Annotated in this window: 20 protein-coding genes; 6 read left to right on the top strand and 14 right to left on the bottom strand. The window is 62.3% G+C overall.

The window, feature by feature from the left end; genetic code table 11:
- Window positions 1-264 precede the first annotated feature (264 nt).
- From ACUIAF_RS00755 to ACUIAF_RS00735, 5 genes are all read left to right on the top strand, one after another.
- A complete protein-coding gene (locus tag ACUIAF_RS00755) occupies window positions 265-456 on the top strand; it encodes a hypothetical protein (RefSeq protein WP_181415624.1) in 192 nt (63 codons plus the stop codon).
- Window positions 453-1880, top strand: a complete 1428-nt coding sequence (locus ACUIAF_RS00750) for an esterase/lipase family protein (RefSeq protein ID WP_445338725.1) — start codon at window positions 453-455, stop codon at window positions 1878-1880. The genes ACUIAF_RS00755 and ACUIAF_RS00750 overlap by 4 nt, the downstream gene beginning before the upstream one ends.
- 73 nt (window positions 1881-1953) lie before the next feature.
- Window positions 1954-3399, top strand: a complete 1446-nt coding sequence (purB, locus tag ACUIAF_RS00745) for an adenylosuccinate lyase (RefSeq protein ID WP_445338724.1) — start codon at window positions 1954-1956, stop codon at window positions 3397-3399.
- A gap of 2 nt (window positions 3400-3401) precedes the next feature.
- A complete protein-coding gene (locus ACUIAF_RS00740; RefSeq protein ID WP_110417399.1) occupies window positions 3402-5873 on the top strand; it encodes a lysylphosphatidylglycerol synthase transmembrane domain-containing protein in 2472 nt (823 codons plus the stop codon).
- A 169-nt stretch (window positions 5874-6042) separates the two neighbouring features.
- A complete protein-coding gene (locus ACUIAF_RS00735) occupies window positions 6043-6330 on the top strand; it encodes an HU family DNA-binding protein (RefSeq protein ID WP_015022121.1) in 288 nt (95 codons plus the stop codon).
- Window positions 6331-6429: 99 nt separating this feature from the next.
- Here the strand turns inward: ACUIAF_RS00735 and ACUIAF_RS00730 are convergent, their stop codons facing one another.
- The 10 genes from ACUIAF_RS00730 to rpoZ all read right to left on the bottom strand — a co-directional run bounded on the left by ACUIAF_RS00730 (window position 6430) and on the right by rpoZ (window position 17930).
- Complete coding sequence (locus tag ACUIAF_RS00730; RefSeq protein ID WP_445338723.1) at window positions 6430-7845, bottom strand: proteasome accessory factor PafA2 family protein; 1416 nt, start codon at window positions 7843-7845, stop codon at window positions 6430-6432.
- A 3-nt stretch (window positions 7846-7848) separates the two neighbouring features.
- Entirely contained in the window at window positions 7849-8052 is a 204-nt protein-coding gene (locus ACUIAF_RS00725; RefSeq protein ID WP_015022123.1) for a ubiquitin-like protein Pup, read from the bottom strand.
- 24 nt (window positions 8053-8076) lie between these two features.
- Window positions 8077-8913, bottom strand: coding sequence for an inositol monophosphatase family protein (locus tag ACUIAF_RS00720; RefSeq protein ID WP_015022124.1), 837 nt, complete (start codon window positions 8911-8913; stop codon window positions 8077-8079).
- A gap of 89 nt (window positions 8914-9002) precedes the next feature.
- Entirely contained in the window at window positions 9003-10511 is a 1509-nt protein-coding gene (dop, locus tag ACUIAF_RS00715) for a depupylase/deamidase Dop (RefSeq protein WP_445338722.1), read from the bottom strand.
- Window positions 10508-12070, bottom strand: a complete 1563-nt coding sequence (gene arc, locus ACUIAF_RS00710; protein ID WP_445338721.1) for a proteasome ATPase — start codon at window positions 12068-12070, stop codon at window positions 10508-10510. Before arc ends, dop begins: the two co-directional genes overlap by 4 nt.
- Before the next feature lie 66 nt (window positions 12071-12136).
- Window positions 12137-13111, bottom strand: a complete 975-nt coding sequence (fmt, locus tag ACUIAF_RS00705; RefSeq protein WP_445338720.1) for a methionyl-tRNA formyltransferase — start codon at window positions 13109-13111, stop codon at window positions 12137-12139.
- A gap of 44 nt (window positions 13112-13155) precedes the next feature.
- Window positions 13156-13860: an HAD family hydrolase gene (locus tag ACUIAF_RS00700; protein WP_015022128.1), complete on the bottom strand. Its 705-nt coding sequence runs from the start codon at window positions 13858-13860 to the stop codon at window positions 13156-13158.
- 100 nt (window positions 13861-13960) lie between these two features.
- Entirely contained in the window at window positions 13961-16270 is a 2310-nt protein-coding gene (locus ACUIAF_RS00695; RefSeq protein WP_445338719.1) for a primosomal protein N', read from the bottom strand.
- A gap of 92 nt (window positions 16271-16362) precedes the next feature.
- A complete protein-coding gene (metK, locus tag ACUIAF_RS00690; RefSeq protein WP_110417403.1) occupies window positions 16363-17583 on the bottom strand; it encodes a methionine adenosyltransferase in 1221 nt (406 codons plus the stop codon).
- A gap of 62 nt (window positions 17584-17645) precedes the next feature.
- Window positions 17646-17930, bottom strand: coding sequence for a DNA-directed RNA polymerase subunit omega (gene rpoZ / locus ACUIAF_RS00685; RefSeq protein ID WP_015022131.1), 285 nt, complete (start codon window positions 17928-17930; stop codon window positions 17646-17648).
- Window positions 17931-18108: 178 nt separating this feature from the next.
- Between rpoZ and ilvD the strand changes: the two genes are divergently transcribed.
- The gene (gene ilvD / locus ACUIAF_RS00680; RefSeq protein WP_445338718.1) at window positions 18109-19968 is read left to right on the top strand and encodes a dihydroxy-acid dehydratase; all 1860 of its coding nucleotides are present in this window, start codon (window positions 18109-18111) and stop codon (window positions 19966-19968) included.
- 74 nt (window positions 19969-20042) lie between these two features.
- Here ilvD and gmk read toward each other — a convergent pair whose 3' ends face one another.
- The 4 genes from gmk to nusB form a co-directional block, all read right to left on the bottom strand.
- The gene (gmk, locus tag ACUIAF_RS00675; protein ID WP_445339202.1) at window positions 20043-20678 is read right to left on the bottom strand and encodes a guanylate kinase; all 636 of its coding nucleotides are present in this window, start codon (window positions 20676-20678) and stop codon (window positions 20043-20045) included.
- Between the two features lie 97 nt (window positions 20679-20775).
- Entirely contained in the window at window positions 20776-24150 is a 3375-nt protein-coding gene (gene carB / locus ACUIAF_RS00670) for a carbamoyl-phosphate synthase large subunit (protein WP_445338717.1), read from the bottom strand.
- A complete protein-coding gene (gene carA, locus ACUIAF_RS00665; RefSeq protein WP_445338716.1) occupies window positions 24143-25372 on the bottom strand; it encodes a glutamine-hydrolyzing carbamoyl-phosphate synthase small subunit in 1230 nt (409 codons plus the stop codon). The genes carB and carA overlap by 8 nt, the downstream gene beginning before the upstream one ends.
- A gap of 196 nt (window positions 25373-25568) precedes the next feature.
- Entirely contained in the window at window positions 25569-26279 is a 711-nt protein-coding gene (gene nusB / locus ACUIAF_RS00660) for a transcription antitermination factor NusB (RefSeq protein WP_445338715.1), read from the bottom strand.
- Window positions 26280-26286: the final 7 nt, after the last annotated feature.

The following is a 26286-nucleotide window of genomic DNA, read 5'->3' as shown; positions in this document are numbered from 1 at the left end:
ATCATCTCCCGGCTAACAGACTGACTGAATTAGTAGAAAATCCGTCCCCATCCAGACGAATCGGACCTCATTTGACCACATGGCCCTATGAGGCCCATTTCAGGATCACTGCCATGTTGTAGTAGAGGCATGTACAGGCCATCCTCTTCACTACCCACCCGGGGTCCCTTCCTGGAGCAAACCTCATACCTGACTGATCCGGACTCCGTTGGAAGCTGCCCCTGTCATGCGAGGGCGGCACGTTGCCGGGCCATACTGTCCGACATGGCTCGACAGTCGCGAATCACTCTGGTCCATCTGAGTGAATTAGCTGACCAGGCTCTGAGGGTCGACTGGCAAGGGCGGGCCGCTGAAGCATATCGGGCCCAGGTGCGGGCGATGGATGCCCTCTGCCAGGATCAGCGCATCCAGGCGGGGCGCACCCTGAGTCTGATTGATCAAGAGAGCCGGCCATGAAGCGGACGATCACCGCTGCACCCGATGCCAACGGCTATACACGCACCGAGCTGGAACATCTGACCGGCATGGCGGACCGGCTCAACCAGGCAGGTGGAGCCCTGTCCACCTTGCAGTCCCAATGGATTCTGACCAACCAGGCCATCCGCAGAACCATACCCGGACTGCCGACCCTTACCTGCGCCCAGACTGCCTTACCGCCGCCGGGTCACGCCCGTCTGCCCCTGGATCTGATGGTGTCTTTCTGCAGTGACCAGGCCCAGGCCTGTGAAGACCTGCGCACCCGGCTCCAGTCTGTGGCCGACCGGCTGACCAAGGCCTACGGGCTGTACTCGCAGGCTGAATCATTCATGGACAGGCTGATGGGCTCCCTGACCTCCAAGGCCTTGACTGTCTTTCGACCCATTGCCCCGTTCATGCTGGGTTCCATCGGTCTAGGCCTGGGAGTAGCCAAATTGACCGACCACTTGGATGCATCGCAATTACAGGAATTTCTGGAAACCACGGCCAGCATCCAACAGCCCCTGCTGACCGCAGTCGCATCCGGCCTGTCCTCGGACCATCATGATCCCATTGGCGGATTGGTCACCGGCCCAGGCCTGCTGATGCCCTTGATACTCGCGCATTTCCAGGGTGATCGAATCGTGATGGATCCTGTTCATCCGCAGGGCAAGGGATTGGGCGAGGCCCATGACATCGCCGGTGCTCTGCATAACCTGGAGACCCTGGGATCCTGCCGGGACGGCATTCCCTACGCAACCATCGCCGTACAGCGTTATCGGAAGGCCGACGGCAAGAACCACTGGCTGGTCTACATACCCGGCACCAGCTCCCATTTGGACTCCCCAATCGGCTGGGCCCAGAACATCCAGCTCATGAGCGACAAGGCTTCAGTGCGCGGCAGGGCGGCCTCCCTGCGTCTAGTGGACCAGGCCATGCGGGATGCGGGGGTGCACCCGGACGATCCGGTCAGCCTGGTGGGCCATTCCCAGGGTGGCATCGTGGCCGCCACCATGGCCTCGGATCTTTCGGACCGCTACAGCTTCAATCATGTCGTGACTGTCGGCTCGCCCATCGCCCATCGCAGAATAAAGTCAGACACCTGGGTCACCAGCGTGGAGATGCGTGAAGAGCTGGTCTCCAGCCTTGATGGAGCCGACAATCCCTCCCGACCCAATCAGCTGACAGTAAGGGGAAGAGCGGGCGGACCTCCCCCTCCAGGCGGCAACCAGACTGGCCGGACAGTGACCACTGCCGAACCCGGAAAGGAATCAACCCATGGCATGGCCTACCAGCAGGCGGCCTGGGCTGATGCCCGGGATCAGAACTCACCAGCGATACGACGTCAGGACGATCACTTCGCCCAGGCCATCGATGGCGATTTGCAGGAGACCCGCTACTACCGTGGCAGGCTACGACGATGAGCGGGACACGCCCCCCCCCCGAGAGCACCCATGCCGGTTCCTGCTGGTTGACCCGGTCGTCTAGGCTGGAGGCATGAACCTGAGCCGAATCACACCAGTCATCCCCCTCAATCCCTTGGACGGACGTTACCGCAGACAGACTGCCGATCTGGTGGACTATTTGAGCGAACCCGCCTTGAACCGCGAGCGCATGCGGGTCGAGGTCGAATGGATGATCGTGCTGTCCAATGGTTACCAGGGCAATGGCCAGCACCCGGTCCTGCCGGGCGTGGAGCCCCTGACCGAGGCCGAACAGGCCTACCTGCGAGCCATTCCCGAGGATTTCGATGCCGAAGGCATCACCGAACTGGCTGGCATCGAAGCCCAGACCCGCCACGATGTCAAAGCTGTGGAATACTACATCGACCGCCGTCTGGAGGCTGCAGCCACAGCCCTTGGCCCCGGGTCCCAACTTCCCAGGCTGGCGCCCCTGGTCCACTTCGCCTGCACCAGCGAGGACATCAACAACCTGGCCTATGCCCGCTGCATCCGAGGCGGGGTCGAGCAGGTCTGGCTCCCCAAGGCCTCCAGGATCGAGAACCATCTGGCAACCATGGCGGAGCAATACCGGAATCTGCCCATGCTCGCCCTGACCCACGGCCAGCCTGCCACACCCACCACCCTGGGCAAAGAAATGGCGGTCTACGTCCACCGGCTGCACCGGCAGTTGAATCGGATCCGCAATCAGAACTACATGGGCAAGATGAATGGCGCCACTGGAACCTTTGGCGCCCATCTGGCCGCCCTGCCGCAGGTGGATTGGATCGATCTGACCCGGACCTTCATCGTGGAGCGAATGGGCCTGGTCTGGAACCCACTGACCACCCAGATCGAGTCCCACGACTGGCAGGCCGAGCTCTTCGGCAATATCGCCCACCTGGGCAGGATTATGCACAACCTGGCCGTGGATGTCTGGATGTACATCTCCCGCGGTGTCTTTGCCCAGGAACCCGTCAAAGGCGCGACAGGGTCCAGCACCATGCCCCATAAGGTCAACCCCATACGCTTCGAGAACGCCGAGGCCAATCTGGAAATCTCAGGAGCCCTGCTGGACACCTTGGCCACCACCCTCACCGAAACCCGCTGGCAGCGGGACCTGACCGACTCCACCACCCAGCGCAACATCGGTTCGGCCCTGGGCTATAGCCTGCTGGCTTTGGACAACTTGGACGGTGGCCTGCAGACCATTCACCCTGACGAGGCCCTGATGGCCCGCGAGCTGGACAGCAACTGGGAGGTCCTGGGCGAGCCCATACAGACGGCCATGCGGGCAGCTGGACTGGCTGGACGTTCAGGCATGGATCATCCCTATGAGCAGGTCAAGAAGCTGATGCGCGGCAAGAGGATCGGCCGGGAGGATGTCGAGCAGTTCATCGATGGTCTGGACCTGGACCAGGACACGGCCAGTCGGCTCAAAGCCTTGACGCCGGCAACATACACCGGCGCAGCTGGAACCTTGGTGGACTTCGATCGCGATTGACCATGTCCCCGTCCCAGTCGACCATAACCCCCGAGGACACCGATTCCACCGACCCTGTTAAGGCAGATAAGGTCGTCATCCGGGATACCCCGCCAGAACGAGTCCATGACGCCGAGGACCTGCTGCGAGCCCTGGCGGCTCTGATCCTGGGAATCCTGGTCACCCTGGCAGCCGTCTACCTGAAAGGCATAGCGGCCGGGGTCGAGTCGGACATGCGCCAGGCCGGCAATGCCATGGACTGGCTCATGGACGTACCTACCGCCTTCCTCCAGCAGGCAGTGACCGTGACCGTGGTCCTGACCGTGATTGTCCACCTGCTGGTCAACAGGGAATGGATTCAGGCGATCACTGCCCCCCTGGCCATGTTCCTGGGGTTTGGACTGGTGATGCTGACCTCCAACCTGATACTGAAGGCCGGCAACCCGACCCTGATCGCCTCATTCAGCTCACAGAACGCCATAGGGTCGCCCGTCCTGTTGCCTGACTTCTATGCCGGTCTGGCTGCCTTCCTGAGCGCAGCAGGACCCCGTCGCTTGAGAAGCTCGGTCAAATGGGGATGGAACGCTCTATATATTGTGGCCATCATCATGGTCGCCATATCCTCCAATTCAGCCAGCGGGGTTCTGGTCTCGCTGATTCTGGGACGAATCATCGGCATGGTGGTCCGATACCTGGCGGGCACTCAGAACAAGGGTGCCTGGGGACAAGGAGTGGTACAAGCCATAGCCTCCATCGGCATCCATGCCGTCAGCCTGGAACGTCAGGACTCCAGTCTGGACGCCGATGGTCAGCCCCTGCCCGCACTTGCCGACGACCTGATCGAGGCCTCCCGCATCTACAGGGTTCATGACAAGGATGGCCGAACCTACACGGTGTCGGTCATGGACGGCCAGCTGCACACCATGGGCTATCTGATGCAGCTCTGGCAGTGGATCAAGTTGTCCGGAGTCTCCATGCGCCGGGACCGGTCGGTCAGAAACTCCATGCAACACCACATGGCTATCCTGGCTGAATTGCGAGACCTGGGGCTGACCGCCATGCACCCCTATGGCCTGGCTGAGAGCGCGGAATCCTCAATCCTGGTCCTGGAGGATGACGTCCACCTTCGGCCCCTGGAACCCGGAAGCCTGGATACGGACAAGGCCAAGCAACTGATGGATTACCTTCGCCGGGCCAACGAGCGCGGATTTACACACCGCCGCATCCGCCCGGAGACCCTGGCCGTAGACCAGTCAGATTCCATGGTCATCGCCGGCTGGGAGAACGGCGACAGCGCCAGCTCCCAGGCCAACATCGCCCTGGATCGAATCCAGCTTCTGGCTCTGATTGCCACGCTGATCGGGGTGAATCAGGCCATTGAGGCCGCCCGTGCCTCCTGGGGGATCAAGACCCTGGCGGGGCTGTCGCCTTTCTGCCAGATGGTAGCCATTCCCTCACAGACCCAGGACCTGCCCGGCTGGGACCGACAGATTCTTACTGACCTGCGCAAACAGTTGCAGTCCTTGGCTCCCCCTGAGTCGGTGGCTGAGACCGGCCAGGTGACCCTTTCCCGCTTCAGTCTGCGCAGTTTCGTGGCCCTGGCCCTCCTGGTAGTGGCGCTGGCGGTCATCGTCACCCAGTTCAACCTGCCCCAGGTCATCAGCGCCGTCCGCAACGCCAACCCTTGGATGGCCGGACTCTCCTTCCTTCTGGGGTCACTGTCCTGGGTGGGCTGCGCCATCACCCTGGGAGTCTTCATCGACCCGGCCAAGCGCGACTTCAAGGGCATCTTCCTGTCCCAGGTCGCGTCCTCGTTCACCTCGGTCTCCATGCCCGCCGGGGTGGGGCCGGCCTTCGTCAATTTGCAGTTCCTGCGGCGGGACGGTTATGACAACACCATGGCCACAGCCATCATGAGCGCCGTGGTGGCCGTCCAGTTCGCAACCACCTTCTGCCTGCTGATCGTCATCGGGCTGTTCACCGGACGCAACACCCTATCCGGGATGATCCCCACCAACACCCTGGTCATCGTCATCGGGACGGTGGCCATCATCGCGGCCCTGATCATGGCCGTGCCTTACACACGGCGGCTGGTCATGGAACGGCTGATGCCCATCGTGGCCTCCTATGCTCATCACCTTGTTGAGATTCTGACTCAGCCCAGGCAACTGGTGGTGGCCGTCCTTGGAGCCGTACTGCAGTCAGCCGCCCTGGGCATGAGTTTCTGGGCCGCCCTGATGGCCTTCGGCTGCCGAACCAACGTTTTCGAAACCACCTTCGTCTTCCTGCTGGCCAACACGCTGGGATCGGCCGTCCCCACGCCCGGCGGTCTGGGGGCCATAGAGGCGGTGCTCTTCTCCGCCTTCCGCCTGGCTGGCGTTCCCTCAGGTGTGGCCATCTCGGCCACGCTGGTCTTCCGGGTGGCCACCTACTGGCTGCGCATCCCCCTGGGAGCCCTGGCCATGCGCTGGCTGAGCAGCCACAATCGCATCTGAAGAGCCCTTGGGGCATTCCCAATCTCGAGGACCTCAAAAAACGCTTGATGAAATGTCGGAAACCCCCGGAAAATGCGGTGTTTGGGCCTAATCTGCGGTAATATCGGTCATTGACCGTTGGGCTTTCCCCAAATCAAGCAATGGGAGGCCCCCGAAAGAAGGATGTTCTATGGCATACAACAAGTCTGATCTCGTTTCGAAGATTGCGCAGAAGTCCAACCTGACCAAGGCTCAGGCGGAAGCTGCTGTCAACGCCTTCCAGGATGTCTTCGTCGAGGCCATGAAGTCCGGTGAGGGTCTGAAGCTGACCGGTCTGTTCTCGGCCGAGCGTGTCAAGCGCGCCGCCCGCACCGGCCGCAACCCCCGCACCGGTGAGACCATCAAGATTCCGGCCAGCTATGGCGTGCGTATCTCTGCCGGCTCGCTGCTGAAGAAGGCCGTCACCAACAAGAAGTGAAACCAGCCTTGCTGCAGGGCCCCGGCATCCCTGGATGGATGCCGGGGCCCTTCTTGTTGGAGAAGACCTAAGGGAAGTCCCGCAGTGCGAACTGGGCTTCTAGACGCAAGGTTCCGCGGCACTCTTTAGAAAGTCCATCAGGCAGTGATATCGAGGCGGGCCCAGATGGTCGAAGGGGTCGGGCAGGTCCACCTCGACTCGGCGAGAACCCCCTAGGACCAGGTGGCTCCAATCACATGACCATGTGCGTGTTCCCGTGTCTGCTGCACGGACGAATTCACCACGCAGACGGGCCCGGGTATCCTCTGGAGGTCGATTCATGGCATGCTCCACCTCGGAGTCGTCGACAGGCGAGCGCATGAGCCCATGCCTGACCAGGCCGGGGAAGGATCTTCCCGCACTCAGATCGTGATAGTCCAGATCCATCGCATCGGCCAGATCCTGTCCGGCGCCTCGTCGGCTCAAGCCCGTGAGCAGCCGCAGCTTGGCAGCCCAATCCACCCAGTCAGCCAGATCCTGCCAACGCCCTGCGTCCAGCGCATCCAGGGCCGACCTCCAAAGATGCAGGGCGCGCAGAGCCTGGGATCGGTCGATGCCTATATCCTCCTGCTGATCCACCAAGGCATTGCAGGCCGACCAATAGGTCTCTTGCAGACCCAGAGCGCTGATGCCACCGGTCTTTGTGGCAAGGGTTACCCTGCCGGTCCGATCCCTGCTGACGGCTCGGATGGCTGCACCTGGATCATCCAGGGCCCAGTCGGCCAGGTCGGGCCGGCGGCCCCGGCGACAGGCCTGCTCGATCAGGTTCAGGACCAGGTGGGTGCTGGCCATCTTGAACCAGGTAGCCAGCGGAGACCGGTTGGTATCCCCTACGATCACATGCAGACGCCGCCATCGTTCAGGATCAGCCAATGGCTCGTCACGGGTATTGACCATGGGACGGGCACGGGTGGTGGACGAGGAGACCGCTTCGTCCAGAAAGTCGGCCCGCTGGCTGAGTTGGAATCCATCAGGACTCAGACGACCCGCCCCGGTGATCAGCTGCCGGGTGACCAAGAAGGGGACCAGGCAGGCCCCTACCATGTCCAAGGGGACTCGCCGGTCCAGCAGGTAATTCTCATGGCAGCCGAAGGCATGGCCTTGGGCATCCACATTGTTGGCAAAGACGTGAACCTTCACTGGCCTGCCCAGGTTCTCCGCCAAATGTTTCCGGGCGCCCTCCGCAAGATCGGTCATGATCCGCTCCCCTGCCAGCACCTGTTTCAGGGCTGTCAGCGGATCACGGGCCTCGGCAGTGGCATACTCCGGATGGGAGCCCACGTCCAAGTAGAGCCGGGCGCCATTGGGCAGATAGATGTTGGTTGACCCGTGCTTCTCAATCAGAGGCCGGAACATGGCCATAGCCACCCTGCCGGCGGTATATGGGCCACTGGCGCCGGTCAGGCTCAGTCCATACTCGGTCTCGATGCCGAATATCCTGCGAAAGTCCGAGTCAGTACCCTGCCCGTCCGCCATGAATCACTGGCCGCCCTTCTGGACGAAGCCCTGAACATATTCCTTGGCGTTGGTCTCCAGGGTGGTCTCGATGTCATCCAGGACTGCATCCAGATCGGACTCCGCCGCCTGGTCCTGCTCACGTGCCCCGGTCTGCGGCAGGTCCTCTTCCTGTTCCTGCTGCTGCCCGGCTACTATGCGCCGTCCCTGCTGTGATGCCTCAGCCATGGTCACTCTCCTTCCCGGCGCGGATCAGCGCCCGCTCAGATAGGTGTCCAGATCCTCCGCGATAAGTCCGTTGGTGGCCACCACGTCGTTGCTGCCCTCCCAGCGCACGTGTCCTCCGTCCCAGCGCCAGAGGGTACCCTTGGCCTCCCGGACCACGACAGCCGCCGCGGAGACAGCGGGGATGTCCCAGGAGTGCAGGGCCGGTTCGAAGTAGGCGTCGTAACTACCGTCCGCCACCCTGCACAGGTCCAGCGAGACCGGACCAACGCGCTTGATATCAGCAGGCTTGCCAGCCATGCGTGAGACGATCTGCAGTACCTTTTCGGACTCGTTGGGGAAGTATGACATGCCGAAGCTGATCACAGATCCATTCAGGGTGGTCATAGTGGAGGGGATGATCTTCTCCCGCTTGTCACCCACGATAGTCCGTCGGATTCTGATCGCGCCCTGGCCCTTGGCGGCCAGATAGGTCAGGCCCAGGACCGGCGCGTGCACGATGCCCAGGACCGGTGATGCGTGGCCCTTCTCATCCACGGCAAAGAGGGAGATGGTCAGCGTCCATTCGGCCATGTTGCGTACATAATTGACCGGTCCGTCGATGTGGCCCAGGCACCAGTAGCGGCCACCCGGACGACGATTGCCGGCCTCCTCCTCCCAGAAGCCGTCCATAGGGTCCAGGGCGGCGATCTTGGTCCTGCAGTATCGGATCAGACGCGTGTCGATGCCCGGCGAGAACTGGGTGCCCTGGCCGATGGCAGAGGTGGAGCGGGGATCGTGGGGGTTGATCTGGTCCTGAAGGGCATGACGGCCGGCCTCCACAGCAATAGTGGCGGCCTGCATGGCCAAATCGCGCAATTCCATACTTCTCTTCTCTTTCAAACGGGTGGTCAGGCATTGCCGACCGTGGTCAACCGGTGGTCGTCCGGTCGGATATCGAACTATTTTCTGCGCTATGAGCAGTATATGCCGCAGCCATCCCGGCAGGAAGACCGTGTGTGACCCAGCGGATCGGACAGGTCCACAACCCTGGTTGCAGGCCCTCCCTCCGGTCCCTGCTCCTCAAGAACGACACGACTCCAAGAGACGGCTCTGACCGCATCAGGACAGCGGTGAAGCAACTGGGAACGGCACCAGGCCCGAGTCTGCTCCGGACCCTGGTCCATGGCCCTGACGACCAGGTCGGAATCGGCCAGTTGCAGGACGGATCCCCTGAGTCGCCAGGGCAGGTCACGGCCGGGATCCACCCGCGCCCAGGCCAGATCCAGGGCCGCCAGACGGGCATCCGACCAGTCCGGCATGGCCCGGCGACGACGCAGACGCTCCAAGAGCTGCCACTTGAGCAGCCATTCCAACCTGCCTGCCTGGTCGTGCATGACCAAACGGGCCTCGTCATCACCCGAACGCACCACAACCAGATCCTCGAGCACCTGGTTCCATAGGTCCAGAACCCGGTCATCGGCACAATCCGGCCGGTCAGAATCGCGTCTTACCTGCCTGGCCGCATCCAGCAACGCACCTTGGATGGTCAGTGCATCGGCGAATCCTCCGTTCGCCAAGGCCAGTGACTTGGTCAGGGTGAAATCTCGTGAAACCGTGTGCAGGGCCGACACCGGATCATCCAGCGTCCAGCGATCCAGCAGCTCATCGACCTGGCTGGTCGAATCGCCCTCGGACTCCAAGAGACCCAGCAGCAGATCGGTTGTTCCCAGCTTGAGAACCAGGGGCGCATCCAACCGGTTGGCATCACCCACGATCACATGAAGACGGCGACTGTCCGGCCCTGCATGCGACTCGTCCCTGGTATTGATGATCGGCCGTCCGAAGGTGGTCTGCAGTCCAATGCGGCTGGTCAGGTAGTCGGCACGCTGGCTGAGCTGGAAGCCGGCCCCCTCGCTCCTGGGCCCCAGGCCCACTCTGCCAGAACCGGTGTAAATCTGCCTGGTGACGAAATGAATGGTCATCAGAGCCGCCACCCTGGCGAAGGGCACCGCCCTATCCATCAGATAATTCTCATGGGATCCCCATGCGGCACCCTTGCCGTCCACGTTGTTCTTGTAAAGAGCCAGGCCCCCGGCCCTTTCTGCGGCCCGGGCCATCATCCGGTCCCCCGCGCGGTCCTGGACCAGCGCGTCGAAGGCATTCACTGTTTCCGCCGAGGCATACTCGGGATGAGCATGATCCACGTAAATCCGAGCGCCATTGGGAGCTGCCACATCGATCAGGCGGGCACCGGGCGCATCAGTGAGCATGCTCGGAGCGGCAGCGGAACGCGGCAGCCGACCTCCCCTGGCATCATTGACCGGATCCTCACTCCCGTAGTCCCAGCGGATGTGAGCCAGGTCCGGCTCGGCTGCAGCTCTTACCAGACGCAGGGCCAGTGCACGTGGATCAGCGTCAGGATCCCGGGGGTCGGCAATGGCGTACTCAGTCTCGGTGCCCATAACCCGCCCGGCATTCATGACCGCTCCTCTGGCTCGCCGACCGGGCGAACCTCCTGGACCTGCCCTGGGCGCAGTCCGGCCAGATCGGCCCAGCGGTCCGGGTCCTGTCCGCGAAGTTCCTCCAGAGTGTCCTCATACTGCCCGTGGACCGCCCTCAAGCAGAACCGACGGTCAAGACCAACCTGTCGGCCTTGTTGGATGGAGGCCTTGACCGCCATGGTCTTGACCCGATCAACCAGGTTGTGCAGCATGGCGCCGGAGACCACAGACTCCAGGTAGAGGGGCTGCCAGCGGCCCGTGGCATCCATGATTCTGCCCAGCAGGTGGTCATCATCCCGGGCGAAGAGTCCGTCGACCAGTACCCTGATCAGCCCTTCAGGCCCGGCACCATCGTCCATGGGCATATCGGAGCCCAGGTACTTGCTCAGAATCGCGGCTGACCTGGTCCTGTCGGGCCGGTCGATGCGAATTTTGACGTCCAATCTCCCCGGGCGCAGAACCGCCGGGTCAATCATGTCGATGCGGTTGGAAGCGCCGATGACCATGACCTGGTCCAGGGACTCGACACCGTCCAACTCTGTCAGAAACTGGGGGACGATGGTGGTCTCCACATCCGATGAGATGCCTGACCCCCGAGTGCGGAGCAAGGCGTCCATCTCGTCGATGAAGACCACCACTGGACCACCCTGGCCTGCCAGGCTGCGGGCCCGAGCGAAGAGACGGCGAATCAGGCGTTCGGACTCGCCCACGAACTTGTTGAGCATCTCGGGGCCCTTGACCGAAAGAAAGACCCCGTGGCCGTCGCTCTCCTGGGCCAGGGCGCGGGCCAGCGCCTTGGCGATCATGGTCTTGCCATTGCCAGGCGGCCCGTAGAGCAGAACACCCTTGGGGGCCCGAAGCCCGTAACGACGCATCAGATCAGCGTGCTGGAAGGGCAGCTGGACAGCATCACGGATACGCTCGATCTGCCTGTCCAAGCCGCCAATATCAGAGAAGTCCACGTCAGGAGTCTCCTCCAGCAGCATGTCGGATTGGTCCGACTCAGGCAGAACAGCCAGGGCCACTGAGCAGCTTTCGTCCATGAGCAAAGCGCTGCCCGCCTCGATGGGCAGGTCCTGCAGAGACCCTGCCCGTGCAGCGACGCGGGTCTGTCCGGAGGAATCTTCCACCAACAAGGCACCGGATTCCAAGGTCTCCCGCAGCGTGCGGACCTGCCCTGTCACCGGCTGATCGCCCACACGCACCACAACCATATCGGCGTTGAGCAGAACCTCCTGGCCGGCCCTGATCCGTTCGGCGCGGATATTGGGTGCCAGGGGCACCACCATCCGCCTGGAACCGTTCAGGATCAGCAGGCGGGCCTGCTGCACCCCCTGGCTGTCATAGGCGACAGAATCCACTCCCAAGGCCAGGGCGACCGACAAGGGCGGCTGGCCCAGCTGGGCCAACTGACTCTTGGCCTTGGCCAGTTCCTTGGCGGCCCTGGTCAGCGCCGCAGCCAGGGCCCGGTTGCGCCGATCCCCGGCCTGGTCCTGGTCATTTGCATCGTCGGCCTGGTCAACATCATCGGACTGCATGGCTTCTCTCCTTCGTCCGTCCCTGGAATCCCCGCTCGGCCTGGACAGCCAGCCGAGCGGAAGGGCTCAGCTGCAGCATGCCCCTTCCTCCAAGCGAGCGCCGCGGGCCCAGTCCATGGCCTTCATGGCACGCTTGCCGGCAGCCTTGACCATCTGCAGCTCCAGTGGCAGGGTCTTGGTGCCCACCCAGAGGTGGCGACGGTCCATGGCCAGGCGACCCGGTTCCAAATGCGAGGGAAGACCGGGCTCATCCCCTCGGGCTGGTGCAGCCTTGAGTACGGTCAGTCCCGTCTGCCCGTCCTGCGGATCATCGCCCTGCCGGTACATGCACCAGGCTCCCGGTTCCGGGCTGCAGGCCCGGATCTGCCGATCCAGGGCAAAGACGGGCACGTCAAAACGCATGCGGGCATCCTGGTGGGTGATTTTGGCAGCCACCTGGTAGGCACCCTGCGGCTGCTCCTTGGGTTGAATCCGACCTTCCGCAAGGGCCTCCAGGCTGGCAGCCAGCAGGTGGGATCCGTCCTCAGCCAGCCGACCCAGCAGCTCGCCCGAGGTCTCGTGCGGTCCGATCTCCACCGTGGACTGGGCCAGGATGGGCCCTTCATCCATACCGGCCGTGAGCCGAAAGACCGTGGCTCCAGTGATGGTATCCCCGGCCCAGATGGCACGCTGGACCGGCGCTGCACCCCGCCACTGCGGCAGCAGGGAAAAGTGCAGGTTGTACCAGCCACCCTCAAAGGCATCCAGGACCGGCTGGCGCAGAATCCGCCCGTAGGCGACCACAGCCGCATAACTGGCACCCGTATCCTGCAGCCGCGCCGGAAAATCCGGATCGGAAGGATTGTCCTCAAGAACGGGAATCCCCAGCTTCAGGGCCTCAGCCTTGACCGGGCTGGGATGCAGATGCCTTCCACGACCCTGGGGAGCGTCGGGCCTGGTGAGCACGGCAGCAACCCGGAAATGCTCCTGGTCGGCCGCCAGCAATCTCAGAGATGGCAGAGCGACCTGAGGTGTGCCCGCAAACAGCAATGTCATGACCATATCGGCAATCTCCTTTTCATCTGGCGGCTTTCGACCTCTGCATTTCACTGCACCTGAGGAATATTCACCCCTGCCTCGATCAGGGCGGTGCGCAATCCGTAGGGGTCACTGAATCGCAGGCTGCGGATGCCGGCCTTGTTGGCACCCACTACATTCATACCCTTGTCATCCACAAAGAGGGTTCTGTCAGCTTGGATTCCGAACTGATCAAGGGCATAGTGGTAGATGGCCGGGTCAGGCTTGCGCATGTGGATGGGCCCGGAGACCACCACCCCATCCAGCCTATGCAGGAAGGAGTCGCCGTCCCAGGCGTAATGGAAGAGCTCGGCACCCCAGTTGGTCAACCCCCAGACGCCTATACCAGCCGCCTTCAGGTCCTCCACCAGCATGCGGGCACCGGGAACAGGACCGGTCAGTGAATCGACAAAGTGGTCACAGTAGTAGGCGAACATGGCATCCCAGGGAGCCCCGCAGTTGGCGCCCACCCAATCACGGGCCTGGGCACAGGTGGCTCCGCCGTCCATCATGTTGTTGGCCCGGTAGAAGCCGGAACGGCTATCGTCCAGCATGGCCTCGATGCTCCTGCGCCCGTATCGGGCCACCATGGCCATCTCGGGCTGCCAACGAATCAGGACATTGCCGAAGTCAAAGATGACCTGTTCAATGGGCCGACCCTGGGCTTGAGCCGCTTCCTGCTCAGCCTGGATCACATCTGCCTCAACCCGGATCTCGCCCGGCCATCCCTTCATGACTCTCCGCCTTTCCTGAATCCGTTCATATGCGCCTCTCCTGCGCCCCCTCATGAAACCACGCCGCATAGACCCCGTGCATATCCGCCTGGAGCGCCAATCAGGTCAGATCCTTGGGATCCATCCGGAAGCGCAGCTCTCCTCGCCCGCGACCGGCCACGTACCTGGCCTGAGCCTGCTTGAGATCGTCAGCCAGCTTGTCCCGGCGGCTGGTGGGCACCCGAACCAAGGCTCTGACCCTATCCTGGGTTCCTTCCAGATAACCCACTTTCAGTGTGGACGGCGCTGGTATGGGCACAGGCCCAAGTAGGGCAGGGACCGGCTCAGGGCCAACTTCTGTCACAGCCTCCTGACCCGGCGCGATCCCGACGGCGTCCAGCATCCAGATGACGGCCTCCCTTTCGCCCCAGATTGCAGCCATGCCGACCGCAGGGGGCATGGCAGTCAGCCGACGGTCCTTCAGGTCGGCAGCCGCCAACACCGGCCCCTGCCAGGTCATCAACGCCTGTGCCAGCTGTGGATCACACTCTCCCAGAAGAAGCACCTGCCCCCCCTTGGCCCGGGGGCGACAGAATGATGCCACGCGCATCCAGGCTCCCAGAGTGTCCATACGTGCATCGACGCCAGGGGCATACAGGCTGGTCCAGGCATCCAGAATGGCCACGGCCCGGTATCCTCGCGACAGCCGTGGCAAACCCGAATCGCCGGTGTCCTTATTGTTATTGTTGCCATCGACGCTCGAGCCAACCACCCTGGGCTCAGCGCCCGGGGTGGCGATGACCAGACTGGGACGATCCTGTACACGCTCGACCACCCCACGGGGCTGACTGGCCGAAGATATGACGATTGGTACATTTCTGAAAAGCATGCGCAGCTCCTGTGCCGTCCCGGCGGCGCCTACCCTGACCACTCGGAGCCGTGAACCCCCGCAATCCGGACAAGACCAGTCCGTGGCCGCAGCCCCGCACCAAGCGCATCGGGGCGCGCCAGGCCGCCGCGCCCGCAGGGGCCCGGTGCAACGCGAGCAACGAGCCTGATGATGGCAGCGAGCACAACTCAGGCTTTCGAAGATGCCGTCCTGAGGGATGGACAGTAGAACCGGACCACGCTCCAAGGCTTTGTTTATAACGGCGACGGCGGTGTGAGGAACCCGGGCGCCTATGGTCGGATCAGCCAGATGGCTTAGTTCCTCTCGGTTGAGCCAGCGAATCCAAGGCAGCAGGGTCGTCACTGCAGACCGGTCAAGCGTCAAGGCTGTGCCTGGACCGGTCACTCCGGATTCTGCTTCAATGGCTTCGGGCAGACTCTCCCAGTGGGAACGCACGCTTCTGGCACGGCACATGGCCAGGAAGACACCGCCGTGGGCACGCGCCCGCAGCCTCAGCACTCCCCGGGCATTGGCGTAGGGCATCATCCCGTCGGCGTACTGGTAGCTGGCATCGTCCATCAGAGCGAAGAGGGCGGGACCTTCCACCGGGGCGTACATGGCAGCCCGCAACCCGATGGCGCAGCGGACCTGGCCTGAGGCCAGCGCGAGGTATGCCCTGTAGCGTTCGGCAGGAGCCATGCCGCTGTCCAGAATGGCGAAATCACCGGACCAGCCGTGGGCCTCCTGGTGTCCAGGGCCTGCGGTGACGGGAGGACCGAAGGGATGCAACCCCAGCTGTTGGAGGACTGCGGACAGATGAGCCACCTGACGGGTGCCCGGCAATACCATAACCGCCGATCGACCGGCCAGCAGGGCCTCTATCAGTACCCTGGCAGCAAGTAGAGCGGCCTGGTCCATACCGGGCAGAATGTCAGTCAGATAGGCGGCGAAGGTATCCTCTTCCAGCGACTGATCCAGTTTCTTCAGTCCCTGATAGCCCGAATCAAGCTCCTGTTTCAGATTCTTCTGCCGCTGGGCCAGGCCTGCCACCCAGGCAGGGTCGGACGCCAATCGAGGCTGACCGGGAACCAGCTGCTGCTCCTTGTCGATGCGGGCCACACGAGGGGGCAGAGCCAGCCGCAGAATGTTGGCCTCAGTACCTCCATAGGCCCTGGCGATGGCAGTGATGTCCGCGCGCAGAGAAGGTGAAATCAGGCTGCGATCCAACACCACCCGCTCCAGGAAGCGCAGGGAGGCGCGGGAAACCTGGCTGTCTGCCACACGTGCCCAGATGATGCCGTTGACCCTGCGCGCCCCGAACCGGACGCGAACCAGGCATCCCGGCTGTGCATGACCGTCCTGGTCGGCATCCACCAGATAATCAAAGGTCCCACCCAGATGAGTGGCCTGCACGTCCAGCACCACCCGTGCCACAGGGAGTTCATCGGCCGGTCGGCGCGGAGGTTTTTTTCGACTGCTGCTCGAACGACGGCGCGGAGCAAGACCGTCCAGGGCGGGCTGACTGACTTCCTGCGAATCCATGGCTCCTCCCCTCGCTTTGACAATTAAGAGAGCCACGGCGGATTCCCCAGTCGATGACCTGGGAACCCGCCGTGGCCCTTGATGAACAGCTACTACCTGGTCATGCCGATGGCGGCCTTGAGCTCGCCCACCTTGTCCACCTGCTCCCAGGTGAAGTCGGGATCCTCCCGGCCGAAGTGCCCATAGGCTGCAGTCTTGGCATAAATGGGCCTCAACAGATCCAGCTCATCGATGATGGCAGCGGGCCGCAGGTCGAAGACCTCGCGCACGGCCTGCTGGATCTGATCTCGGCTGACCCCCTGCTCGGTGCCATAGGTCTCAACGTTGACGCTGACCGGATCGGCCACGCCAATGGCATAGGCCACCTGGACCTCGACCTTGTGCGCCAGTCCAGCGGCCACTATGTTCTTGGCCACCCAACGCGCGGCGTAGGCAGCGGACCGGTCGACCTTGCTGGGATCCTTGCCGGAGAAGGCACCGCCTCCATGATGGGCCGCACCGCCATAAGTGTCCACAATGATCTTGCGTCCGGTCAGTCCTGCGTCAGCCGCAGGGCCGCCCAGAATAAAGGAGCCGGTCGGATTGACCAACACCCGGTAGCCCTGGTGCTCGACGGCCTTGCCGCAAACGCGATCCAGAACGGGCGTGATGACATGCTCCGTCAACTGCTCCTGCAGCCAGTCATGCCCAACCTCGGGATCGTGCTGGGTGGAGATGAGGACCGTGTCCACCCGGCGGGGGCGGTCATTCTGATCGTATTCGATGGTGACCTGGGTCTTGCCGTCAGGCCGCAAATGAGGGATGATCCCATCCTTGCGCACCTGCGCCAGTCGGAAGGCCAGCTGATGCGCCAGATGGATGGGCAGGGGCATGAGCGTGTCTGTCTCATCGCAGGCGTAACCGAACATGACCCCCTGGTCGCCGGCCCCCTGGGACTGGTAACGCTCCTCACGGGTGGCAGCGCTCTCCTGGCTGGCCGACAGCCGTTCCACACCCTGGTTGATTTCCTTGCTCTGCTCGCTCAGGGCCACGGTCACGCCGCAGGAATCCGCATCCAATCCAATATCGGATGAGGTGTAGCCGATCCTGCGCAGCACCGACCGGACCTGGGACTGAATGTCCGTGTAGCCCTGGGATGAGACTTCTCCGAAGACGAAGAAGAGGCCAGTCGCCGCCGATGTCTCCACAGCCACATGCGAGTGCGGATCCTGGGCGATCAGATCGTCCAGGATGGCATCGGAAACCTGGTCGCAGACCTTGTCAGGATGGCCCTCGGTCACCGACTCGGCCGAAATCAGCCGTCGTTCTGTCATTTCATCCACCTTTACCTTGAAACCGTCACCGCCCGAGGACCCTGCACTGAGAGTCGAAAGGTTCAGTTGCCTTCGCTCAGATCGTCCTCGCCCAGGGTCTCCTCAAGCAGGCCCTCATTGATCTCGCGGAAAGCGATGGACAGGGGCTTCTCCTGGTTCTGGTACTCGACAAGGGGGCCGACGTTCTGCAACAGGCCCTCATTGAGCTGTGTGAAATAGGAATTGATCTGACGGGCCCGCTTGGCCGCGAAAATGGACAGCGCATACTTCGAATCGGCGTGCTTCATAAGATCGTCGATGGGAGGATTCGCAAATCCCTGCGGATGGGGCTCGGTACCGAATGCCATAAGATGTTTCTCCAATTCAACTGGATGAACCATTCATTCAATCTGTATGATTTTACCGCCCGGGCTCGATTTTAGCCTCAGATGCTTTGCTGCCGGGAAAAGCATTGCAAACACGCCGAAAATTCCAACATGTGGTCATGTTCGGGCCGTCGCTGTCCCTGTTCACTTGAATGAAACTATGCAGATGCGATCAGCCAAATTGATGAAGGAACGAGAGTTCGCGGGCGCCCGTGCTCTCTACCGTGCCGCTGGCGTCAAGGGTGAGGACTTCGGCAAGCCCATCGTGGCCATCGCCAACTCCTTCTCTGAGTTCGTGCCCGGCCACGTCCACCTGAACAAGGTAGGGCGCATGGTCTCCAAGGCCGTCAAGGAGGCGGGCGGCATCCCCCGCGAGTTCAACACCATCGCCGTGGACGACGGCATCGCCATGGGCCATACGGGCATGCTCTACTCCCTGCCCAGCCGTGACCTGATCGCGGATGCCGTGGAGTACTCGGTCAACGCCCACTGTGCCGATGCCCTGATCTGCATTTCCAACTGCGACAAGATCACGCCGGGCATGCTGATGGCCGCTCTGCGTCTGAACATTCCCACGGTCTTCGTCTCCGGCGGCCCCATGGAGGCAGGACGCACGGTCATGCCTGACGGAACAGTCAAAGAGAGCACCGATCTGATTGACGTCATGTACGCCTCGGCTGACGACAGCATCGACGATGCTGGCCTGCTGGCCTTGGAGAAGACCGTCTGCCCCACCTGCGGCTCCTGCGCCGGCATGTTCACCGCCAACTCAATGAACTGCCTGACCGAGGCCATGGGTCTGGCCCTGCCCGGCAACGGCACCACTCTGGCTTCGCACACGGCCCGAAAGATGCTCTTCGAGCGGGCTGGCAAGCTGGTCGTCGAAATCGCCAACCGGTACTACCAGGATGACGACGACTCGGTCCTACCGCGTTCCATCGCCACCAAGAAAGCCTTCGAAAACGCCATGACCATGGACGTGGCCATGGGAGGATCCACCAACACCGTCCTGCACATCCTGGCCGCCGCTCAGTCGGCGGATGTGGACTTCACCCTGGACGACATCGAGCGCATCTCCCACACGGTCCCCTGCATCTGCAAGGCCTCCCCCTCCGGAGACTGGGAGATATCCGACGTCCACCGGGCTGGCGGCATCTGCGGCATCCTGGGTGAGCTGGATCGAGGCGGGGTACTGCATAAGGACACGCATTCCATTGATTACCCGGACCTGGAGTCCAAGCTCAACGACTGGGACATCATGCGACCCACCTGTCTGGACCAGGCCAAGGAGCTCTACCACGCAGCGCCCGGACACATCACCTCCCCCGAGCCCTTCAACCAGTCCAAGGAATGGAAGGATCTGGACACCGACCGCGTCAATGGTGCCATTCACGACCTGGATCACCCGGCCGTCTCCGAAGGCGGTCTTGCTATACTGCGCGGCAATCTGGCCCCCGACGGCTGTGTGGTCAAGACCGCAGGCGTGCCCAAGGAGATCTGGAACTTCCGCGGACCGGCCTTGGTTGTCGAATCACAGGAGCAGGCCGTGGAGGTCATACTCAACGGCACCCTGCACAAGGGCCAGGCCCTGGTCATCCGTTATGAGGGACCCAAGGGCGGTCCAGGCATGCAGGAGATGCTCTACCCCACCTCATTCGTCAAGGGCAAGGGAATCGGCAAGGATGTGGCCCTGCTGACCGACGGCCGCTACTCCGGCGGCTCATCAGGCCTGGCCATCGGCCATATCGCTCCCGAGGCTGCCAGCAAGGGCCCCATCGCCTTGATCCGCAACGGCGACATGATTCGCATCGACATCCCCAACCGACGTGTGGACGTCGAGCTGAGCGATGAGGAACTCGCCCAACGCCGCGCAGAACTGGAGGCCGGCGAAGGCTATGTGGCCCACAGGGACCGTAAGGTCTCCCTGGCGCTTAAGGCCTACGCCGCCTTCGCCCGTTCGGCTGACAAGGGCGCCACACGCGACCCCGACCTGATCAACCGGCTGTCGGGTCTGAATTAATATACCAAAATCCCTCAATCGGGCACGAAACCGATTGAGGGATTTTTTAACTCTTCTTAAGTAAAAGCCAGTGCTCAGAGAGCATACTCCTTGGCGATTGCTTCCCAAAGCGTCCGGGCTGCTTTATCCACGCTGTCGTTGACTATGACCTGGTCGAACTGATCCTCGGAGGCCAGCTCCACCTTGGCGGTCTCCAGCCTGCGGGCCCGCTGCTCCTCATTTTCAGTTCCCCGCATGTTCAGCCTGGTGACCAGATCCTGGAATGAGGGCGGCGCCAGGAAGATATAGAAGACTTCCAGGCCCAGCTCCCCCGCCCGTTGGCGTACACGATGCGCCCCTTGCAGGTCGATCTCCAGAATTGTGGGCACACCTGCTGCCAGATGATCCAGGACCGGCTGCAAGGGAGTGCCGTAGTAGGACATGCCATGGACCAGGGCGGTCTCCAGAAAATCTCCGGCAGCCTCCCTGCGGGCAAACTCCTGCTCATCCATGAACCAGTAGGTGACGCCGTCCTTTTCGCCTGGACGAGGTGCCCGGGTGGTAGCCGAGACGGAGACCCAGACCTCCGGGTGAGCATGGCGCAGGGCTGCTTCCACAGTACCTTTGCCGACGGCTGTGGGCCCCGTCAGCACAATCAACCGGCCGCCTGTCTTCCCCTGCCTCCCGGTCTGTTCCCCCGAAGAGTCCTGAGAAGAGTCCTGACTCGACATGTCGGCACCGCTGATCGCTGACACGGCCACTTCCTTTCCTAAAGGTCACCCTCCGGCGTAACTGGACCGGAACATGGGTCAATCATATAGCCAGCACCTACCTGGCCTTCTCCAGCTCCAGCAGCCGTGCCGCGTGTTCCTGGATGCTCATGACCTCATAGTCGTCTTTTTTGACCACGTCAATGGCCATCAGGGCAGCTGAGAACTCGGTAATGGTTGTGAACTGCGGCAGATCAGCTGCTATGGCAGCCACGCGAATCAGATAGCCATCGGAGCGCGAACCCCTGGAGCTGGGCGTGTTGAGGATCATGTCGATGGCCCCGTCCTCGATAAGCTGGACAGGATTTCGGCCCATATGTCTTACCCCGTCGGCATCAGTGAAGGCCTGCCCCTGCTCCTCCCCATCGCTGATCTTGTCGACAACAGCCACGTCGAAGCCGTACCGACGCAGGACGGAAGCCGTGCCACTGGTGGCGCAGATGCTGAAGCCCTGATCAAGTAGACGGGCGGCCAGCATGGGCAGCTGGCGCTTGTCCGCGTCATTGACCGACAGGAAGGCGACCCCACCGGCGGGCAATCCGCCCTGGTATGCGGCCAGCTGGCTCTTGGCGAAAGCATGCGGGAAGTCCCGATCGAAACCCATGACCTCTCCGGTGGAACGCATCTCCGGACCAAGCAGGATATCCACGGTCCGGCCAACCGGAGTGCGGAAGCGCTTGAAGGGCAGGACCGACTCCTTGACAGCCACAGGCTGGCCGACACGGACCATGCCGCCGTCGCCAACAGGCAAGAGCAGACCATTGGCTCGTTGCTGCTCGATAGTCTCCCCCACCATGATTCGCGCCGCAGCCTTGGCCAGTGCCGTGCCTGTGGCTTTGGAAGCGAAAGGAACGGTCCGGGAGGCGCGGGGATTGGCCTCGATCACATAGAGGGTATTGGCCATGAAGGCATACTGAACATTGATCAGTCCCTGGACCCCACAACCCTGGGCTATTGCCAATGTAGCCTGCCGCAACCGGTTGATCTGGTCGTCAGAGAGAGTCGATGGTGGCAGGGTGCATGCAGCATCCCCGGAGTGGACCCCAGCCTCCTCCACATGCTCCATGATCCCGCCGATGTAGAGTTCTTGCCCATCATAGAGGGCATCCACATCAATCTCGATGGCATCCTGAAGGAACTTGTCAATCAGCAGGGGCGAGGGCAGGCGGCCAGAGACCACCGTATCGGCCTTGGCCTCCTCCAGGGCGCGATCCACGTAGGTGGCCAGTTGCTGATCGTCATAGACAATCTCCATGCCTCGTCCGCCCAGCACATAGGAGGGCCTGACCAGAACCGGGTAACCGATGGCATGGGCAGCATCTCTGGCTTCATCCAGGGAAAGGGCGGTGCCGTACCGAGGAGCGTTCAGATGCTCCTTGCTGAGCACCTGACCGAAGAGCTCGCGGTTCTCAGCCAGGTCGATGGACTCGGGGCTGGTCCCCAGGATGGGTACCCCGGCGGCCTTGAGCCTGGCCGCCAGGGAGAGGGGCGTCTGTCCGCCCAGCTGAACGATGACCCCTTTGACAGGTCCCATGGCCTTCTCGGCCCGGTAGATCTCCAGAACGTCCTCGAAGGTCAACGGCTCGAAATAGAGCCTGTCCGACATGTCATAGTCGGTGGAGACCGTCTCGGGATTGCAATTGACCATGATGGTGTCATAGTCCTTACCCAGCTCCTGGACGGCGTGCACGCAGGTGTAGTCGAACTCGACCCCCTGGCCGATCCGGTTGGGACCCGAGCCCAGGATGATGACCGCCTCGCGCTGCCGGGGTCGCAGCTCGGACTCGTCGGCATAGCAGGAGTAGTAGTAGGGCGTGACGGCATCGAACTCGGCTGCGCAGGTGTCCACAGTTTTGTAGACAGGATGAAGACCGAAGGCCCAGCGCAGCTCCCTGACGACTGCCTCGCCCTGGTCGCCCATACCGCGCAGGTGGGCGATCTGCAGATCGCTCAGTCCCGATTGCTTGGCCCGGCGCAGCAGATCCTCATCCAGGACCTCGGACTGGCGCACCTGAAGGGCCAGGTCATTGATCATGCTGATCTGCTCCAGGAACCAAGGGTCGATCCTGGTGGCCTGGTGAACCTGTTCCACAGTGGCTCCGCCCCAGAAGGCCCGCTGGATCTGCAGGTAGCGATGCTCGGTAGGGGTGTGCATGGCCTCCAGCAACCGATCCGTTTCGGCCTGGTCGGGCCGGGGGCCATCCCAGGAGAAGGTCATGTGCCGCTTGTCGATGGAGCGCATGGCCTTGCCCAGGGATTCACGGAAGTTTCCGGCCAGCGCCATGGCCTCGCCCACAGACTTCATCGAAGTGGTCAGGGTCGTATCCGCCCCGGGGAATTTCTCGAAGGTGAAGCGTGGAATCTTGGTGACCACATAGTCGATGGTCGGTTCGAAGGAGGCGGGCGTTGATCGGGTGATGTCGTTCTCGATCTCATCCAGGGTGTATCCCAGGGCCAGTTTGACCGCAATCTTGGCGATGGGGAAGCCGGTGGCCTTGGAAGCCAGGGCCGAGGAGCGCGAAACCCGGGGATTCATTTCGATGACGATGATCCGGCCGTTCTCCGGATTGACGGCGAACTGGATATTGCATCCGCCCGTGTCCACCCCAACGCCGCGGATGATGGCAATGCCGATGTCGCGCATACGCTGATACTCCCGGTCAGTCAGCGTGAAGACCGGGGCCACGGTGATGGAATCGCCGGTGTGCACGCCAACCGGGTCCACATTCTCGATGGGGCAGACCACAACCACATTGTCCAGGCGGTCGCGCATGAGCTCCAGCTCATACTCCTTCCACCCTTCGATGCCCTCCTCCAGAAGGATCTCATCGGTGGGCGAATAGTGGATGCCCGCACCGGCGATCCGCCTCAGCTCCTCGCGATCATGCGCGATGCCCGAGCCCAGGCCGCCCATGGTGAAGGATGGGCGAACGACCAGGGGGTAGCCCAGTTCACCGGCTACCGCCTCGGCCTCATCCAGGCTGTGGGCGATGCGGGACCTGGCTGATTCGGCACCGGCCTGGTCCACCACCTGCTTGAAGAGCTCACGGTCCTCTCCCCTGTCGATGGCCTCCAGCGAAGCGCCGATCAGCTCAACCCCATAGCGCTCCAGCACGCCAGCCTTGCCCAGCTCCACGGCCGCATTCAGCGCGGTCTGGCCACCCAGGGTAGGAAGGAGGGCATCGGGCCGCTCTTTGGCGATGATCCGCTCCAGGAAGGGCAGGGCGATGGGCTCGATGTAGGTGGCATCGGCCATCTCGGGGTCCGTCATGATGGTGGCGGGATTGGAATTGACCAGGATGACGCGAATCCCCTCTTCGCGCAGCACCCGGCAGGCCTGGGTCCCCGAATAGTCGAACTCGGCCGCCTGCCCGATGACGATGGGTCCCGAGCCGATGACCATGACCGAATGGATGTCCTGCCGCTTAGGCATGTGCCTTCCCTTCCCTGGCGTCCTGCATCAAAGTGACGAACCTGTCAAACAGATAGGAGGCATCGTGCGGACCAGCCGCCGCCTCCGGATGGTACTGGACGGAGAAGGCCGGAATATCCAGGCACTCCAGACCCTCGACCACTCCGTCGTTGAGATCGACATGAGAGACCCGGACTCGACCATACCGGCCTTCACCATAGGGCGAGGGCACCGGGTCCCCCTTGGGCGCCTTGACTGCGAATCCGTGATTATGGGCGGTGATCTCAACCTTGCCGGTGCTCAAATCCATGACCGGCTGATTGATGCCGCGATGACCGAATTTCAGCTTATAGGTCTCGAAGCCCAGGGCACGGCCCAGAAGCTGGTTGCCCAGGCAGATGCCGAAGAATGGCAGTCCGGCATCCAGAACCTGTCTGAGGAGCGACACCTCCCCGTTTGCGGTCGATGGATCGCCTGGACCGTTGGAGAAGAAAACCCCGTCAGGCCCCAGGGCCTGTATCTGCTCGATGGTGGTGTCCACGGGAAGTACGTGGACCCTGCACCCGCGCTCAGCCAGCCTGTGCGGGGTCATGGACTTGATCCCCAAATCCACCGCCGCCACCGTGCAGACGGGCTCGCTCCCCTGACGATCTCCGGTTGGTTCGACGATATAGGGCCTGTCCGTGCTGACCTCGCCGGTCAGGTGGGATCCACTCATCTGAGGGGCCGAACGGACCTGGTCAAGGAGTTCCTGCATGGTTCCAGGCCTGCCGCCGTCGTTGAGCATTGGCTCCGGGCCTGAAAAAATACCGGCCCGCATGACACCTGCAGAACGCAAGTGCCGCACGAGCCGGCGGGTGTCTATATGACTGATGCCGACGATGCCCTGATCGACCAGCTGGTCGTGGAGACTGCCCCGGGCCCGCCAGTTGCTGAAGTCGGGGCTGGGTTCCCGGACCACATACCCTGCCACCCAAATCCTGTCCGACTCCCCGTCCTGGTCGTTGACACCGGTATTACCGATGTGGGGGAAGGTCTGCACAACGATCTGCCGTGCATAGCTGGGATCCGTCAGGGTTTCCTGATATCCCGTCATTCCGGTCGAGAAAACAATTTCACCTATGGTAGTGCCCACCGCTCCGAAGGCTCTCCCCACGTACACTTCCCCATCCTCAAGGATGAGCAAGGCCCGATTGGAGAAACGGCTATCGGAGGTGATGGTGTTGGTGTCTTTCAGGTTCACCGAACCCCCTTGATTACCGCGGATATTCGCACCCATATTAATGACCCCCATGGATTATGCCGGTCGAATCATCCAAAAGACCGTTGGGTAAATTTCGCAGGATAGACTGCATGTCAACCAGTCCGGATATGGCAAAAGGCCGACCTGATGCCCTAACAGCCAGAGGACATCGGTCGGCCTTTATTCGGATCATTGCTCAGTCGGCTGAAGCACGATCCACGCCGGGGGTCAGTTCATCCGGTAAGGTCAGTTTCAGCTGGTCCAAGCTTGGGGCCGACTGGTCGACCGCATGGTCAAGAACCTGGTCGGAATCGGAGTCCTCTCCTGCGGATCCCCTCGCTACCGAGTTCAATTCGCTGTCAACATGGGCGGGCTTTGATGAGGCGGGTTCGGAGGCTGCAACCCCTGCTTTTGCACCGTCGGATTCATCATCAGAAACGACCGCATCGGCTTCGGCATCAGCCAAGGCGGCAATCCGATCGGCTTGTTCACGACGAGCCTGATGCTCATCCTTCTCCTGCTCCAGGGCGCTCAGAACGCCATGGATGAAGGAGGGAGCATCGGCATCCGACAGTGTCTTGGCCAAGGACAGAGCCTCATCGATGGCCACCTTGTCGGGGACGTCAGGGTTGTAGAGCATCTCCCAGGCGGCGATACGCAGAATGTTGCGGTCGATGGCGTGCATGCGTCTCAGCGGCCACCGGGTGGAATGGGTCTGTAGGGACCCATCGATATCTCGACGGTGCTCTGCGACGCCCTCAACGATGGTCACGGCATAGGCGGGCAGAGGTGTCTGCGCCCCCGGCCGAGCCTTGCGCTCCTCCAGCAGGGAGAGGAAATCCTGGCTCTTCTCATCGGCCTCATACAGGGTGTTCAAGGCCCGCTTGCGGGCTGTGGAACGTGCCATGGATGTG

The sequence above is a fragment of the Bifidobacterium sp. ESL0822 genome (assembly GCF_052606675.1).
This window is presented reverse-complemented; position numbering and strand designations above follow the sequence as displayed.